The 16,046-nt window shown below is 62.8% G+C and carries 10 protein-coding genes and 1 pseudogene; 9 read left to right on the top strand and 2 right to left on the bottom strand.

Annotated features, from left to right (window positions below; genetic code table 11):
- Nucleotides 1-78: 78 nt before the first annotated feature.
- Both AC0GNR_RS18110 and AC0GNR_RS18105 read right to left on the bottom strand, forming a co-directional pair.
- Nucleotides 79-645, bottom strand: coding sequence for a nucleotide-binding protein (locus tag AC0GNR_RS18110; RefSeq protein WP_472902223.1), 567 nt, complete (start codon nt 643-645; stop codon nt 79-81).
- Nucleotides 645-1,043 carry a TraK family protein gene (locus AC0GNR_RS18105; RefSeq protein WP_011171732.1) on the bottom strand — a complete coding sequence of 133 codons (399 nt, stop codon included), beginning with the start codon at nt 1,041-1,043 and terminating at the stop codon, nt 645-647. Before AC0GNR_RS18105 ends, AC0GNR_RS18110 begins: the two co-directional genes overlap by 1 nt.
- Nucleotides 1,044-1,467: 424 nt before the next feature.
- On the opposite strand from AC0GNR_RS18105, the gene traJ reads away from it, so the two are divergent.
- The 9 genes and pseudogenes from traJ to AC0GNR_RS18060 all read left to right on the top strand — a co-directional run.
- The gene (gene traJ, locus AC0GNR_RS18100) at nt 1,468-1,824 is read left to right on the top strand and encodes a conjugal transfer transcriptional regulator TraJ (protein ID WP_162572166.1); all 357 of its coding nucleotides are present in this window, start codon (nt 1,468-1,470) and stop codon (nt 1,822-1,824) included.
- A gap of 28 nt (nt 1,825-1,852) precedes the next feature.
- Complete coding sequence (traI, locus tag AC0GNR_RS18095; RefSeq protein WP_472902222.1) at nt 1,853-4,051, top strand: TraI/MobA(P) family conjugative relaxase; 2,199 nt, start codon at nt 1,853-1,855, stop codon at nt 4,049-4,051.
- Nucleotides 4,048-5,961 (top strand): type IV secretory system conjugative DNA transfer family protein, encoded by a 1,914-nt coding sequence (locus tag AC0GNR_RS18090; RefSeq protein ID WP_015063532.1) that lies wholly within the window; start codon nt 4,048-4,050, stop codon nt 5,959-5,961. The genes traI and AC0GNR_RS18090 overlap by 4 nt, the downstream gene beginning before the upstream one ends.
- The gene (traF, locus tag AC0GNR_RS18085) at nt 5,958-6,494 is read left to right on the top strand and encodes a conjugative transfer signal peptidase TraF (protein ID WP_472902221.1); all 537 of its coding nucleotides are present in this window, start codon (nt 5,958-5,960) and stop codon (nt 6,492-6,494) included. Before AC0GNR_RS18090 ends, traF begins: the two co-directional genes overlap by 4 nt.
- Before the next feature lie 8 nt (nt 6,495-6,502).
- Nucleotides 6,503-8,695: a DNA topoisomerase 3 gene (locus AC0GNR_RS18080; protein WP_011171725.1), complete on the top strand. Its 2,193-nt coding sequence runs from the start codon at nt 6,503-6,505 to the stop codon at nt 8,693-8,695.
- A 4-nt stretch (nt 8,696-8,699) separates the two neighbouring features.
- Entirely contained in the window at nt 8,700-9,077 is a 378-nt protein-coding gene (locus tag AC0GNR_RS18075) for a hypothetical protein (protein WP_011171724.1), read from the top strand.
- A gap of 3 nt (nt 9,078-9,080) precedes the next feature.
- Complete coding sequence (locus AC0GNR_RS18070) at nt 9,081-13,256, top strand: zincin-like metallopeptidase domain-containing protein (protein WP_472902220.1); 4,176 nt, start codon at nt 9,081-9,083, stop codon at nt 13,254-13,256.
- Between the two features lie 475 nt (nt 13,257-13,731).
- The gene (locus AC0GNR_RS18065) at nt 13,732-14,310 is read left to right on the top strand and encodes a recombinase family protein (RefSeq protein WP_296339167.1); all 579 of its coding nucleotides are present in this window, start codon (nt 13,732-13,734) and stop codon (nt 14,308-14,310) included.
- A gap of 281 nt (nt 14,311-14,591) precedes the next feature.
- A pseudogene (locus AC0GNR_RS18060) lies at nt 14,592-16,046 on the top strand (Tn3-like element IS1071 family transposase); the annotation flags it as partial.

Here is a 16,046-nt window from a genome sequence, read left to right as displayed (position 1 = left end):
GTTGGCACGCTCAGCACCGAAAACCGCACCCAGAATCCGCCACCAGAAATGAACACCGGATTACGTCACCAAATTCCGTCACCACTTACCGCCGCCAGATTTACGCGGGTTTAGACCGCCGCTAACAGTGTATGCCTTCAACTGTTCAAAGCCCTTACCTTCGTGCTCAATCGGCCCCCAATACGGATTCAGCCACACCACGAAAATTGCTTCCGTGGGGAACTGGCTCACGAGCTGCGAAAAGCCGCTCACGGTGTCAAGAAGAGCCTGGCCGCCCGTGATGACCGTATGCACGACCAGTTCATGCCCCATGTCTGCCAGGAGTGCCGGCACCTGGTTGCTGATGAGGTAGTGCGAAAGCGGCACGAACGAGCTGGCCCCGTTGTCGATGATTACGTCATCCTTCGACGGCGCAACTAATTCGACCAAGGTATCGAAGTTGCGCGGGTTGATTTCGTCGCCTTCCATGATCTGGAGGCGCTTCACCCCGAGGGCTTTGTAGCCGGCGAACGTGGCGTTCACCGGGTCCGTGTCGATGCAGAGTGGCTTCTGCCCCTTGCTTGCCTTGTACTGTGCCAAGGTGGCCGCGATGAACGACTTGCCCACCCCGCCCTTGCCTTGCAGAACCATGTGAATTTTCGCCATTACAGTAAATCCTCTTTTTTCGGTTGAGAGTCAAATTTGAAGCCGGCCGGAGCTGGCGCTGACTTCGTTGGTTGTTGCGGCCGTGGTGCAGCGGTCTTGCCTGCAGCGGGTGGACGTGGCGGGTCTGGTGGCGTCGATGGCTGGCCGTCTACCACCGCAGGAGGCCGGCCCTTGATGTGCCGGCGTACATGCTTCAAGAAGGTTTCGTAGCGATACGGGATCTTCCCCTTCTCGTGCAGATGCTCCCAGATCGTTAGAAGCGAATAGCCGGCCGCGATTGCGTCCTGCACGTCGCTCTTGAGGGCCAAGAACGCCACCACGTTCTTGTCCTGTCTCGGCCTGGTTGCTTCGCGTTTTTTCACCCATTCGGCCAGCTCTTCGGGGTAGCTCTTCGGCATCGTTCGTTTTCCATGTCGTTCCTATTGCGTACAACTCTAGCACTGCGTTAGATCGCAAAAAGATCGCTGTTACAGCGCTGTCAATGTGCTGACAGTGCGCTGAAACAAGGCGATTGAGGCTGATTATAGGCATCCTATGCGCTTTTTCGCTATATCGGTTAGCTTTCAGCGCAATAACAGCGGTTAAATGCGGCGCGGTGGTGTATGCTTTCCTTGGTGTTCATACCGCCGAAAGGCGGGCAGGATAGGTGAAGTTAGCTAACCGGAAAGCCGGTTATCTATCTTCACTATCCCCTTATTCGCACTTCGTGCTCAACGGGGAATCCTGCTCTGCGAGGCTGACGGCTACCGCCGTCTGAGGTGCGCGGCTTTAGCCGCTAAAGAGAGGCCAATGGCAAAGACAAGAAACAGCGACGATCCGCAAATGCCGACCCGCAAAGCGGGCCGGCATTTGCGCGTCCCCGTGCTTCCCGACGAGGAAGCCGAAATCAAACGACTGGCGGCTTCGGTCGGGCTTCCCGTGGCGGCGTACCTGCGGAACGTGGGTCTTGGCTACCAGGTGCCCGGCATCCTGGACAACAAGCGAGTTGAAGAACTTGCTCGCATCAATGGCGACCTTGGGCGGCTGGGTGGGCTGCTGAAGCTGTGGCTCACCGATGACGTGAGGACGCTCCAGTTTGGAGAGACGACCATCCTCGCCCTGTTGTCGAGGATCGAATCCACGCAGGACCGCATGCACGAGGTCATGCAGGAGGTTGTCACTCCAAGGGTGAAGCGATGAGCCCTTTAGCCGCTAAAAATTGCGGGGGGTGGCCGTGATCGCAAAGCACGTTTCCATGAAGACGGTGCAGAAGAGTGACTTCGCCGGTCTGGTGAAGTACATCACCGACGAACAGGCGAAGAACGAGCGCGTGGGCTACGTGGCTGTCACGAACTGCCACACAGACCGGCCCGAAGTGGCGATCACCGAAGTCCTCAACACCCAGGCGCAAAACACCCGGTCGGGGGCCGACAAGACGTATCACCTGATCGTCAGCTTCCGGCCAGGCGAGCAACCCGACGACGCGACCTTGAAGGCCATCGAGGCGCGGATATGCGAAGGGCTGGGGTTTGGCGAGCATCAGCGCGTCAGTGCCGTTCACCACGACACCGACAACCTGCACATTCACATTGCCATCAACAAGATTCACCCAACGCGCTACACGATCCTGGAGCCATTCAACGCTTATCACACGCTCGGGCAGCTCTGCGAAAAGCTCGAACGCGAATACGGCCTGGAGCGCGACAACCACCAGGGGAACAAGCTGGTATCGGAGGGCCGCGCCCAAGACATGGAGCGGCATGCAGGCGTCGAAAGCCTGCAGGGCTGGGTCAAGCGCGAATGCGCCGCAGACATGCAGGCCGCGCAGTCGTGGGAGGCTCTGCACCAGGTCATGCGGGACAACGGCCTGGAGCTGCGCGAGCGCGGCAATGGGTTCGTGATCCAAGCCGCTGACGGCCTTGCCGTCAAGGCCAGTTCCATCGGCCGCGAATTCTCCAAGGCCAAGCTGGAAGAAAGGCTGGGCACCTTCGAGCCATCGGCCGAGCACTTGGAGCGCGCAGCGCAGAAGCCGCGCAAACAGTACGACAAGAAGCCGGTGCGGTCCCGTGTCAACACGGTAGAGCTGCACGCGAAGTACAAGGCCGATCAACTCACCATCAGCGGATCGCGCACGGCCGAATGGGAGAAGGCGAGGGCGAAGAAAGACCGCCTCATTGAAGCCGCGAAGCGTAGCGGGCGGCTCAAGCGTTCGACCATCAAGCTGATTTCAGGGGCCGGCGTGGGCAAGAAGCTGATGTATTCGGCCACCAGCAAGACCATGAAATCCGAGATCGAGAAGATCAACAAGCAGTACCTCAAGGAACGGCAAGAGATACATGAGAAGTACCAGCGCCGTGCGTGGGCCGATTGGCTGCGCGCCAAGGCCGCAGAGGGCGACCAGGAGGCGCTAGGGGCGCTGCGCGCCCGCGATGCTGCCCAGGGCCTCAAGGGCAACACCGTGGCCGGCACGGGGCCGCTGCGGCCCCAGGCGGCCGCTGCAGAGCAGGACAGCGTGACGAAGAAGGGCACGATCATCTATCGCGTCGGCCCTACCGCCGTCCGCGACGATGGCGACCGCCTGAAAGTCTCGCGCGGGGCCGACCAGGACGGCATGCAGGCCGCGTTGCGCATGGCAATGGATCGCTACGGCGACCGCATCAGCGTCGGCGGCACGCCGGCATTCAAAGAGCAGATCGCCCAAGCGGCGGCGGCCTCGAAATTACCCATCACCTTTGACGACGACGCCCTGGAGCGCCGCCGTCAAGAACTATTGACCCAAGCAACCACGAAGGAGAACGACCATGACCGAACCGACCGAGGACGAGCTGCTGGAGGCGGCATTAGCGGCAGTGGACCAGCCATTGCCGCAATCCCCGGAGCCGCCCGAGCCGGACAGCCACGAGCCGCCGCAGCCGGACGGACCACCAAGCCCAACGTTGGCCGCGTTGGACGAAAGCCGCCGCCCCAAAGCCAAAACCGTCTGCGAAGACTGTCCCAACTCGGTGTGGTTCAGCTCGCCAGCGGAAGTGAAGTGCTATTGCCGCGTCATGTTCCTGGTGACGTGGAGCAACAAGGAGCCAAACCAGTTGACGGCCTGCGACGGGATATTTTTGGGCCAGGAAGACTAAGCCCGCAGGTTGCCGCTGCCGCCGACAAATACATAGCGGAGCGGGAGGGCAAGCGCCTTAAAGGATTCGATATACCGAAGCACTCCCGCTATACTGACGGGCAGGACGGGGCCGCGACTTTCGCCGGCATCCGCCAGGTCGAGGGGCAATCACTGGCCCTTCTGACACGCGGCGAGGAAGTCATGGTGCTGCCAGTTGATGAGCCGACCGCACGACGCCTCAAGCGCCTTGCCGTTGGTGATGCCATCACCGTGACCCCCCAGGGTTCCATCAAAACGACGAAAGGACGTAGCAGATGACAAAAGACAGGTTCAACAACGCGGTAGGGCCGCAGGTACGCGCCGAGAAGGAGGGGCCTGGCAAGGTCATCCCGGCGCTGGCCGTGCTGTCCCTTGGCGGCGGATTGCAGGCTGCTACGCAGTTCTTCGCCCATGACTTCAAGTACCAGGCCGCGCTTGGCGCGCACATCAACCACATTTACCCGCCGTGGGGAATCGTCCAGTGGGCCGGCAAGTGGTACGGCCAGTACCCCGACGCCTTCATGCGCGCCGGAAGCATCGGCGTCACGATTACCGGCGTTGGCCTCATCAGCCTGGTTGTCGCCAAGATGGTGCTGGCGAATTCATCGAAGGTGAACGAGTACCTGCACGGCTCGGCCCGCTGGGCGAACGTCAGGGACATTCAGGCGGCCGGCCTCATCCCGCGTGCGCGGTCGTTCTGGCAAACCATCACCGGCAAGGATGCGGCGGCCAGCTCAGGCGTCTACGTGGGCGCGTGGATCGACAAGAAGGGCAAGCAGCACTACTTGCGCCACAACGGGCCGGAGCATGTGCTTTGCTATGCGCCGACCCGTTCCGGCAAGGGCGTCGGCCTGGTGGTTCCTACGCTGCTGTCCTGGGGCCATAGCGCAGTCATCACCGACCTGAAAGGCGAGCTGTGGGCGCTGACGGCCGGATGGCGGCAGAAGCATGCGAAGAACAAGGTTCTGCGTTTCGAGCCGGCGACGGCCAGCGGTAGCGTTTGCTGGAACCCACTCGATGAAATCCGCCTTGGCACGGAAAACGAAGTGGGCGACGTGCAGAACCTCGCAACGCTGATCGTTGACCCGGACGGCAAGGGCCTCGAATCGCACTGGCAAAAGACCAGCCAGGCGCTGCTTGTCGGCGTGATCCTGCATGCGCTCTACAAGGCCAAGGCCGAAGGCACGCCGGCCACGCTGCCCGGCGTCGATGCCATGCTGGCCGACCCCAACCGCGACATTGGCGAGCTGTGGATGGAAATGACCACCTACAGCCACGTAGACGGCCAGGTCCACCCGGTTGTCGGCTCTGCCGCCCGCGACATGATGGACCGGCCCGACGAGGAAGCAGGATCGGTGCTGTCCACCGCCAAGTCCTACTTGGCCCTGTACCGCGATCCCATCGTGGCCCGCAACGTGAGCAAGTCCGAATTCAAGATCAAGGACTTGATGCACCACGACAACGCGGTGAGTCTCTACATCGTCACGCAGCCAAACGACAAGGCCCGCCTGCGGCCGTTGGTGCGGGTCATGGTGAACATGATCGTTCGCCTGCTGGCCGACAAGATGGACTTCGAGAACGGCCGTCCGGTGGCGCACTACAAGCACCGCATGCTGATGATGCTTGACGAGTTTCCCAGCCTGGGGAAGCTCGAAATCATGCAGGAGTCGCTGGCATTCGTGGCCGGCTACGGCATCAAGTGCTACCTGATTTGCCAGGACATTAACCAGCTCAAGAGCCGCGAAACCGGCTACGGCCACGACGAGAGCATCACGTCGAACTGCCACGTCCAGAACGCCTACCCACCGAACCGCGTTGAGACGGCCGAGCATCTTTCCAAGCTCACCGGCCAGACCACCGTAGCGAAGGAGCAGATCACCACCAGCGGCCGGCGCACGAGCGCTTTGCTGGGCCAGGTGTCGCGCACGATCCAGGAAGTTCAGCGCCCCTTGCTCACGCCCGATGAGTGCCTGCGCATGCCCGGCCCGGTGAAGACCGAGGGCGGCGACATTGCAAAGGCCGGCGACATGGTGGTGTACGTCGCGGGCTATCCCGCGATCTACGGCAAGCAGCCACTGTATTTCCAAGACCCGACCTTTCAGGCGCGGGCGGCGATTCCCGCACCGAAGAACAGCGACAAGCTGCGTAACAGCTTTGTCGCGCCCGCAGGGGAGGGGATCACGATATGAGCCGCTTGCTGAAACGGATCACCATCGGCACCGCCATCGGCGGCGCTGCCGTGCTCGCCTTGGGCGTTGCCTGCTATGCAGCCGGTGCCCGCGTCAACACCACGAAGAGCATTCCCGTCGGCCTCTATTGGGCAAGCAGCGCGCCGGTAGAGAAGAGCGCTTACGTCATGTTTTGCCCGCCGCAAGTCGGCGTGTTCGGTGACGCCAAGGAACGGGGCTACATCGGGGGCGGGTTCTGCCCTGGCGGCTACGGCTACCTCATGAAAAAGGTTTTAGCCGCTAAAGCCGATGCCGTCACCGTGGCCGATGACGGCGTGCGAGTGAATGGCGCACTGCTGCCACTGAGCGCACCGCTCAAGACCGACAAGGCTGGCCGGCCCTTGCCGCGCTACCAGACCAACAGCTACGAGCTGGGCAATTCCGAGGTGCTGCTTATGTCGGACGTGAGCGGCACATCGTTCGACGGCCGCTACTTCGGGCCGGTCAACGTTTCGCAAATCAAGACCGTGATCGTCCCGGTCATCACCTGGTAGGAGGCACCATGCGTTTGTTCATTGCAGAAAAGCCCGACCTGGCGAAAGCCATTGTCGAAGGCTTGGGAGGCGGAAGCCGCAAGGACGGGTACTACGACTGCGGCGGCGACTATGTGGCCTGGTGCTACGGCCACATGCTGCAACTGCTGGACCCCGAGGACTACGACGAGCGATACAGCAAATGGAACATGGACGACCTGCCCATGTCCCATATTCCTTGGAAGAAGAAGCCCAGCGGTGACAAGGGCGCGAAGGACCAGCTCAAGGTCATTCTCGGCCTGTTGAAGAAAGCCAGCAGCGTCGTCAACGCTGGCGACCCCGACGATGAAGGGCAGCTTCTTGTCGATGAAATCCTGGAGTACGCCGGCTGCACTCTTCCGGTGAAGCGGGTTCTCATCAACGACAACAACACCAAGGTTGTGCGCAAGGCGCTGGAGAGCATGCGCGACAACCGCGAGTTCGCCGGCCTGTCGGCCGCCGCCGAGGCCCGCAGCGTGGGCGACCAGCTCTACGGCTACAACATGACCCGCGCCTACACCCTGGCGGCCCGCCAGAAGGGCTACCAGGGCGTCATGAGCGTGGGCCGGGTGCAGACCCCCATCGTCGGCCTTGTCGTGCGCCGCACGCGGGCATTCAAGGCCCACAAGAAGGCGTACTACTACAACGTCACCGGACGGTTTGAGGTCGAAGGCGTTGCCTTCCCTGCGCGGTATCAGATCGTTGAAGCCGATCCAGTGGACGAGAAGGGCCGGCTGATCGAAGAGCAGCATGCCCAGGCCATCGCGGATGCCGTCAAGGGCAAGCCTGCGCGAATCGTCAGCGCCGACACCAAGCAGAAAGAACAGCATCCGCCCTTGCCTTACAACCTGTTGAAGCTGCAAACCGATGCCTCCCGCAAGTTCGGTTTCAAGCCCGACCAGACCAAGGACATAACGCAGTCGCTGCGCGAAAAGCACAAGCTCATCACGTACAACCGCAGCGACTGCGAATACCTCAGCGACGAGCAGCACGGGGACGCGCCGGGCGTGCTGGCGGCGATCACGCAGACCGCGCCCATGTTGGCCGCCGTTGCGCAGCGGGCCGATCCCTCGATCAAGAGCCGGGCCTTCAATTCGTCCAAGGTTTCCGCCCACCACGGGATCATTCCAACAGAGGCGACGGCGAACCTGGCGGCGTTGAGCGAGGGGGAACAGAAGATCTATTTGCTGATCGCCCGCGCCTACATCGCGCAGTTCTGGCCCAAGCACCAATACGACCAGACCGATGTGCTGGTGGAGTCCGAGGGGCACCGCTTCGCCGTGCGCTCCAACGTCACCACGCGCCAAGGCTGGCTTGTTCTCTACAAGAACGACGCGGGCAATGAAGACCTGGAAGGCGACGAGAACGACCTGTCCATCGACATACGCACGCTGCGCGACGGCCAGGCCGGCGTCTGCGTCGATGCCGAGGCCGCCAAGCAGGAAACGAAGCCGCAGCCGCTCTACACGATGGCGACCCTGCTAGGGGACTTGACCCGCGTTGCCAAGTACATCCGCGACGACCGCCTGCGCAAGCTGCTGCTGGAGAAGGACAAGGGCAAGGAAGGCGAGCATGGCGGCATCGGGACGCCGGCCACGCGAGACAGCATCATCGCCACGCTCTTCGAGCGCGCCTACCTGGTCGAGCAAGGCAAGAACATCGTGCCCACACCCACGGCCGAAGAGTTCTACGACGCCCTGCCCGACCAGGCCAAATTCCCCGACATGACCGCGCTCTGGCATGAGCAGCAGAAGGCCATCCAGGCCGGCCAGCGCGACACCGAATCATTCGTGCGCGAGCTGATGGACTACATCGCTGGCGAGGTGGCCGGCGTGAAGGAAAACGGGCTGGCAATCAAGGTTGACACGCACCCTTGCCCGCTCTGCGCCAAGCCGTTGCGCCGCATCAAGAAGAAGGAAAAGAACGAGTTCTTTTGGGGATGCACCGGCTTCGCCGATGGCTGCAAGTTCGTCTGCGAAGACAAGGCCGGCAAGCCCGTGCCGCGAGAGACGCCAAAGGTGTCGGAGCTGCACAAGTGCATGGCTTGCGGCAGCGGCTTGTCTAGGCGGGCCAGCACGAAGAAGAAAGGCATGTTCTGGTGGGGTTGCAGCAACTACCCGACATGCACACAGACCTATCCCGACATCAAGGGCAAGCCCGATTACAGCAAACCGAAGGAGTGATGACATGACCCAGCAAACCAACGACCAGGCCGCCGAAGTGATCCCGGCCATTGACGACGCCGCAGCCAGCGCGGAAGCCTTGCGCGAGAAGCTGACCGATGCACAGACGCCCGGCTACCAGGCCGAATTCGATCCCGACGAGGCCGACCGTGCCGGCGCGTTCGCAGAAGACGCCTTGAGCGAAGGCGATGCCCTCGCCAGCACCGACGACCTGGCCGACCTGGCCGGCGATGGGTCGCTGGAGCCGGCATTCCTTGACGATGACGGCCCGAGCGCAGACCTCCCGCGCATCGTCTCGACCACCAACGCCCGCAAGCTGTACGAGCTGCGCCCCGGCGAGTCGGTCGCCCAGGCCGCCGCACGCAAGGCCAAGGAGGGCTGATCCATGCCCATCACGAAAGCCGAGGCGCAGGAGGTGACGCGGGCCTTTGTCCGCGACTACCCCGGCGCGCTTGAGCTGGCCTACAAATTCCGCGAGGACGCCGCCGAGCTGTACGGGCCGCGAGCCGCCGAAGTGCCCCAGGACATGAAAGGCGGCTACGTCCCGAAGGAGACGCAGCACGCCGGCCGTGCCTACCGTGGCCGCGTGGACGTGCCCCTGGCGAACGTGGAGGATGCCGGCGACCTGCTGCTGACGCTGCGGCACGAGGTGTTGGGCCACTACGGAGCCAACACCTTCGCGCCGGCAGAGAAGCGTGCCTTGCTGGACGGCCTGGTGGCCGCCCGCGAGGAACCCAGCCTCAAACCGCTATGGGACGACATAGACCGGCGTTACGCCGGCTATCCCGTGGACGTGCGCGCCGAGGAAGTCTTTGCCCTGTACTGCGAGGGCATCGAGCCAAGCCATCACCAGGGCGCGGACCTCTTCGCCCAGGGCACAGACCAGGTGCGGCAGAAGGGCCAGCAGTCATTCGCGGAAACCTGCATCGCCCGCGTGCGGCCCATGCAGGCGGACGACTTGCACAACATCGTGTGCGTCGTCGCTCAGGGCCTGCACGACCGATCCAGGACGCAGCAGACCTTTCCGCAGATCAACGAGCTATTCAGAAGGGACGACAAGATGGAGCCGAAAAAGCCATTTCACGAGACAGTGGCCGAGAAGCTGATCGAGCAATTGAAAGAGGGCACCGCTCCATGGCAAAAGCCGTGGGAGCCTGGTCAACCTGGTGCTTTCATTCCGACGAACCCGACCACCGGCAAGCGCTACCGGGGCATCAACGCTATCCAGCTCATGAGCCAGGGCCACAGCGACCAGCGCTGGATGACCTACAAGCAGGCGGCTGCCGTTGGTGCCCAGGTGCGCAAGGGCGAGAAGGGAACGCCGATCCAATACTGGAAGTTCAGCGACGAGCAGATCAAGACCGACGCGGACGGCAAGCCCGTCCTTGATGCACAGGGCGAGCCGGTCAAGCAGTCGGTCAAGCTGGAGCGGCCGAGGGTGTTCTTTGCGACGGTGTTCAACGCCGAGCAGATCGACGGGCTTCCACCGCTGCAACCGCGCAAGCAACAGGATTGGACGGCCGTGGAGCGCGCCGAACACATCCTGCAGGCGTCCGGTGCCGTGATCCGCCACGGCGAGCAGAACCGGGCGTTCTACCGCCCGGCGACGGACAGCATCCACATGCCCGACAAGGGGCAGTTCCCCACGGCCGACAACTACTACGCGACCGCGCTCCACGAGCTGGGCCACTGGACCGGCCACGAGTCGCGCCTTGATCGAGACTTGTCCAATCCATTCGGGTCCGAGGGGTACGCCAAGGAAGAGCTGCGGGCGGAAATCGCCAGCATGATCTTGGGCGACGAGCTGGGCATCGGCCACGATCCCGGCCAGCACGTCGCCTATGTGGGTTCGTGGATCAAGGCGCTGCAGGACGATCCGCTGGAGATTTTCCGGGCCGCTGCAGATGCCGAGAAGATTCAAGACTATGTGCTGGGCCTGGAGCAGCAACAGGTGCAGGACCAGCAGCAGCAGCAGCGCCAGGCGCTGCCGGAGACACAAGCTGAAAGTGTTGTGGCCGCGCTGGAGTCGGCCGGCTGGGTGCGCAGCGATGGCGCTGCCATCGCGTCCAAGTCGTTCGATACGGTGAACGGTAAGAACGATGCACATGCGTTCATCACGGCCGGCGATGGCATCAACCGCACTTTGCAATTCCAGTACCTCAGCGAAGGGCGCAACGTGGTGGCGGCAGATGGCGCGCTCATTCCAGTAGGTGCGACGGCCGAGCAGGCCGCCCGAATTGCGACAGCCGCCGCCGCACGGGCCGATAAGTCGATTCAGGATTCCTACGGCGTCCGCGTTGCCGCCATGTTGGACGAAGGGAAGCAGCAGGAGGCGAACATGCAAGCACAACAAGCCAAGCGGGCCGAGGCGGCCTACATCGAGCGCGTACTAGAAGCCGTCACGCGGGTGTCCGACCCGGCCGCCCTGCAGACGAGCGAGAAATTCGAGCTGGCCGAGCGGCGCAACGCCATCATCTTGACGGCCGACGCACGCACCATCAGCCCGGCATCGTTCCAGCAGAGCGCGAAGGAAGGCTTCGGCGTGGACATGCCGGCCGATTGGAACGGTCGAATCCATGTGCAGGGCAACGTGACGCAACAGATCGACGGCAAGCCTCACGTCGCCGCAGCACATTCCCTTGGCGTTGAACCGGAGTTCTTCGGGGTCTACGCGCAGCACGAGGACGGCACGCATCAGTGGCTGGCCGACTTCCCATCCGTCACCGAGGCCGACGAGCTGGCCGACCAGCTGCGCATGGTCGATGCCATTACCGAGCAGAACCCGCACGAGCAGGCGGCCAAGCTGGCCCGCGTGCTCGAAAACGCGGTGCGCCGCGACCCGAACAGCACGGACGAGCAAATTTCAGCCGCTAAAGAGGCCCGCAAGGATGCCGAGGGCGCGGCCATGCTCAACGATGCCGACATGCAGCGCCGAATCGCCGAGTTCGAGCGGGAACGGGGCCAGCAGCAGGCCGCAGCGCCGGCAGCGCAGTCCCCGAGCCAGATCAAGGCCGAGGCCCAGGCGCAAAAGACCTTCATCCAAGTGCCCTACCGCGAGAAAGACGAGGCGAAGGCGCTGGGTGCGAAGTGGGACCGGCAGGAACAGTCCTGGTACGTTCCGGCCGGTGTCGCTGCAGGCCCCTTCGCAAAATGGGCGCAGGGGGCCGCTACGGCCGCCGTAGACGCGCCGCAGGCCGTGCAGACGACCGAAGGCCCCACCGTGGGCCGCAAAGCGGCCCAGGAGCGGGAATACCTGGCTGTTCCCTACGGCGAGCGCATCGCGGCCAAGGCGGCCGGCGCCGAGTGGGACAAGGTAGCGAAGTCCTGGTATGCCGGCCCGAAGGCCGACATGGAGAAGCTGGCCCGCTGGAAGCCCGAGAACGTGCCCGACCAGCAGGGGCCGGCCATGACGCCGCAGGAAGAGTTTGCCGATGCGCTGCGCTCCATCGGCTGCGTGGTCAGCGGCGAGCATCCCATCATGGACGGCAAGAAACACCGCATCAGCGTGGAAGGCGAGAAGCCCAGCGAGAAAGCCGGCTCGGGTTTCTATGTCGGCCATCTTGACGGACACCCTGCCGGCTACATGAAGAACAACAAGACCGGCATCGACATGAAATGGAAGTCCAAGGGCTACACCCTCGATCCCGAAGAGAAGGCACGCATGGCGGCCGAGGCCGCCACCAAGCTGCAGGCCCGCGAAGCCGAGCAGGCTCAGGCCCACGAAGCGACCGCGCAACGTGTCGGCCGCCAGATGGCCGACCTGGTGCCGGTCGAGCAGCCGACGCCCTACATGCAGGCCAAGGGCATCGAGCCGCAGGCCGGCGTCTTCACCGACCGCGCAGGCCAGAAGACCTACATCCCCGCAACGGACGTGGACGGCAAGCAGTGGACGATGCAATACATCCAGGAGGACGGCACAAAGCGGTTTGCGAAGGACAGCCGCAAGGAAGGTTGCTTCCATGTCGTCGGCGGCATGGATGCGCTGGCCCAGGCCCCCGCCCTTGTGATCGGTGAAGGCTATGCGACTGCCGGCAGCTTGTCGCAATCGCTGGGCTTCGCCACCGTGGCCGCGTTCGACTCGGGGAACCTGCCGGCCGTTGCGAAGGCGCTGCACGAGAAATTCCCGGACAAGCCCGTCATCATCGCCGGCGACGATGACCGCCACCTGGAGCTGACGCAGGGCGTCAACCCAGGCAAGGCGAAGGCCCAGGAGGCCGCGAAGATCACCGGAGGCAAGGCAATGCTGCCGATCTTTGCGCCGGGCGAGAACAGCTATCCCGCTGGCCTTCCACCCGTCACCCCGGACAAGTTCAGGGAGCATCAGCGCACCGGGACGACACTCAGCGACCAGCAGCTTGCCGCGCTCGATCACATGAAGGGCAAGACCGACTTCAACGACCTGGCGAACAAGAGCGTGCTGGGCAAGGAAGGGATCGACCGCCAGGTGCGGGCCGCCGTCCATGACGTGATCGAGAAGCACCAGGCGCGTATCGAGCAGCAGCAACAGCGCGTGCAACGACAGGACCAACCGTTGCAGCCGCGCCGCGCTGCGAAAATATGACAACGGATTTAACGAACCGCCCGCATAATGGCTGCACTGTGTGAGCGGGTTCCTCCCTCCCTCCCTACCGCTCCGCAGCCTCCCTTGCCGCCTCGCACCCCGAGGCGGCTTTTTTTTGCCCCTGCCGCGCATCGAGCATGCACGCGGCGGCCGTGGCCAACACCGAGTTGGCCAGGCTGGCCAACCTGGTCGAGATCTACTGTGTCGTTTTCAAAAGGCGATAGCACCAAATCACTGGGCTAGTCGCCTCTTGTGCAGCGGACTTCTGAACGGGATTCGTCAGCAGTCCTATGCACAAAGCGCCGCGCAAAGTCGGAGTTGCTCAGAAGTCCTCTGCACGACGTTGCGGACAGGTCGGCGGTGTCCGCAATCGAGCGGTTTCGGACAGGGCAGAGAAGAGCTGTCCAAAAACTATATTTACATTGTTTCGGACATGGGCGATATTTCGGACACTATATAAGGACGATTCCGATCCATGCCGCGCACCTTCGCCTATGCCCGCGTGTCCACGACAGGCCAGACGACCGAAAACCAGATTCAGGAGATCGAGGCCGCTGGTTTTCACGTCGAGCCGCGCCGGATCGTGACGGAGACGATTTCGGGCAGCACTGCGATTGCGCAGCGCCGGGGGTTCTCGAAGCTCATGGATCGCTTGGAGGCCGGTGACGTGCTCATCGTCACGAAGCTGGATCGGCTTGGCCGCGATGCCATTGACGTCAGTTCAACGGTGAAGGCGCTGGCCGGGATGGGCGTGCGCGTGCATTGCCTCGCCCTTGGCGGCGTTGACCTCACCAGTTCGGCGGGCACGATGACGATGAACGTCCTAAATGCCGTGGCGCAGTTCGAGCGGGATTTGCTGATCGAGCGCACGCAATCGGGCCTCAACCGGGCCAAGGCAGAAGGCAAGACGCTGGGTCGCCCGGCCACGCTCAGCGAGCGGCAGAAGCAGGCCGTGCGCGACGAACTGGCGGCTGGAGTGAGCGTTTCAGCCCTCGCCCGCAAGCTTGGCACCAGTCGGCAAACCGTTATGCGCGCCCGTGCAGCCGACTCCTGACATTCCGTGCAGTCGCCTTCTGAGAAACGACACTGCAGATGGCCCGCGACGACTACGAAGACCGGCGCGAGCGGCAGCGCCAGGGCGTGGCGCTTGCAAAGGAAGCGGGACGGTACACCGGCCGCCAGGCCGACACGGGGTCTCCTCGTTTTCAGTGCAATAAGTGACGGTACGCAAAGCTAGCACTGGCGCGGGGGTGGTCTGGGTAGACCGTTGATTTCATTGACTTTCCTGTTCGCTTTGTAAACGGGTATGGTGGCCTCCCACTTTTGAGGTTCACGATGCAGGGTTGGCACACAACGTTTTTGGGGATGCGTGGGCTCCCCCGCGATATCAGCGACTTCGAGATGAAGGCATTTTTCACCTTCGATGGTGCCGAGCGCGACGCAATCAATGCACGCCGAGGTGATTCCCACAAGCTTGGTCTGGCGCTCCATATTGGTTTCCTGCGCATGAGTGGGCGTTTGCTCGGTGCCTTTCGGGTAATTCCAGTAGCCTTGTGGCGCCACCTTGGCAACGAGCTTGGCATTGCAGCACCAGAAGTCGCCTCGCTGAGAGCCATGTATGAACGCGGGCGCACGCTATTCGATCACCAACAAGTAGCCTGCACGGTCCTTGGATTCCAGTGGATGAGCGAGCACCAGCGCCGCTCACTGGTACGTGAACTGCGCGACGAAGTGGCGCGCTGCGCCGACCGCGATCAGCTACTCGTGCGGGCGCGTCAATGGCTGTACAAGAACAAGCTGGTGATCGTGCACGAGCGGGCAATTCGGACACTGATTGCGGCGGCACTTGCCCAGCTTGAAGTTGAAACAGGCACCGCCATCGCCGCCAGCGTTGATCCAGCAACACTTGATCGCTGGCGAGCCTCAGTTTCAGAGCTGCGCCCAGATGGACAAACCCAGCAGAGTTGGCTATGGGCTGCACCGGCGAAACACTCAACCCGCCAAATCAGCGAGGTACTGGAGCGCATCGACCTGCTTTACACGCTGGACGTTCATAAGCACCTGGCAGACATCCCCGATCTCATCTTGCGCCGCTACGCGCGCCGACTTGTCTCCAGGCCGCCCTCAGCCGGAGCCAAGATCAAAGAGCCAGCGCGCACCGTGGAGGTCGCATGCTTTCTTCGGTATTGCCTGTTCACCACCACAGACCAGTTGATCCTTATGGTGCAGCGCCGGATCGCCGATCTGTGGCGTCAGGCTGCCGCCGATGTCCCCGCTACCGTCAATTGGGCCGCAATGTACAAAACGCTGCTCGGCGAACTTGTTGCCTTGAGCGCGCAAGGTGCGGTGCCAGATGCTGAGTTGCGTGCCCGTCTTGAAGCCTTGATCACCGAAACCCAGAAACGCAAACCACCGAGCAGGGCCTCCCTGGTCCGCGAGGGATTGATTGATGGAATTCGCCCCGTGCGGTCGTTGCTCGTCGCCATTGCAAAGCTGCCCTGGCAGGCCACCGGCGAGCATCCTGCCATCGAGTACCTTGCCAAGCTGCAAGCTTTATATCTCAAAGGATCCAGAAAGCTGCCAGTTGAAGTGGTGGCACCAAGTCTGGGAATGATCTGGCAGGTTTCGATCTCCAGCCCAGACCGGGAACGGGCGTTTCAGGCGTTGGAGGTGGCCACCCTGTTTGCCCTGCGCCGCGCGGTGCGCAATGGCTCGGTCTGGATTGAGCACAGCCTGAGCTTTCGGGGTCGTGCGCGCTTGTTCTTCACGGACGAGCGTTGGCAGGCAGAG

This window comes from Hydrogenophaga sp. LT287 (assembly GCF_055702805.1).
The sequence above is the reverse complement of the archived record's forward strand: the minus strand, read 5'-3'. Positions and strand labels throughout refer to the sequence as shown.

Coding starts and splice junctions, on each gene's coding strand:
- AC0GNR_RS18110 (WP_472902223.1), bottom strand. CDS start 645: ATGGCGAAAATTCACATGGTTCTGCAAGGCAAGGGCGGGGTGGGCAAG.
- AC0GNR_RS18105 (WP_011171732.1), bottom strand. CDS start 1,043: ATGCCGAAGAGCTACCCCGAAGAGCTGGCCGAATGGGTGAAAAAACGC.
- traJ (WP_162572166.1), top strand. CDS start 1,468: ATGCCGACCCGCAAAGCGGGCCGGCATTTGCGCGTCCCCGTGCTTCCC.
- AC0GNR_RS18090 (WP_015063532.1), top strand. CDS start 4,048: ATGACAAAAGACAGGTTCAACAACGCGGTAGGGCCGCAGGTACGCGCC.
- traF (WP_472902221.1), top strand. CDS start 5,958: ATGAGCCGCTTGCTGAAACGGATCACCATCGGCACCGCCATCGGCGGC.
- AC0GNR_RS18080 (WP_011171725.1), top strand. CDS start 6,503: ATGCGTTTGTTCATTGCAGAAAAGCCCGACCTGGCGAAAGCCATTGTC.
- AC0GNR_RS18075 (WP_011171724.1), top strand. CDS start 8,700: ATGACCCAGCAAACCAACGACCAGGCCGCCGAAGTGATCCCGGCCATT.
- AC0GNR_RS18070 (WP_472902220.1), top strand. CDS start 9,081: ATGCCCATCACGAAAGCCGAGGCGCAGGAGGTGACGCGGGCCTTTGTC.
- AC0GNR_RS18065 (WP_296339167.1), top strand. CDS start 13,732: ATGCCGCGCACCTTCGCCTATGCCCGCGTGTCCACGACAGGCCAGACG.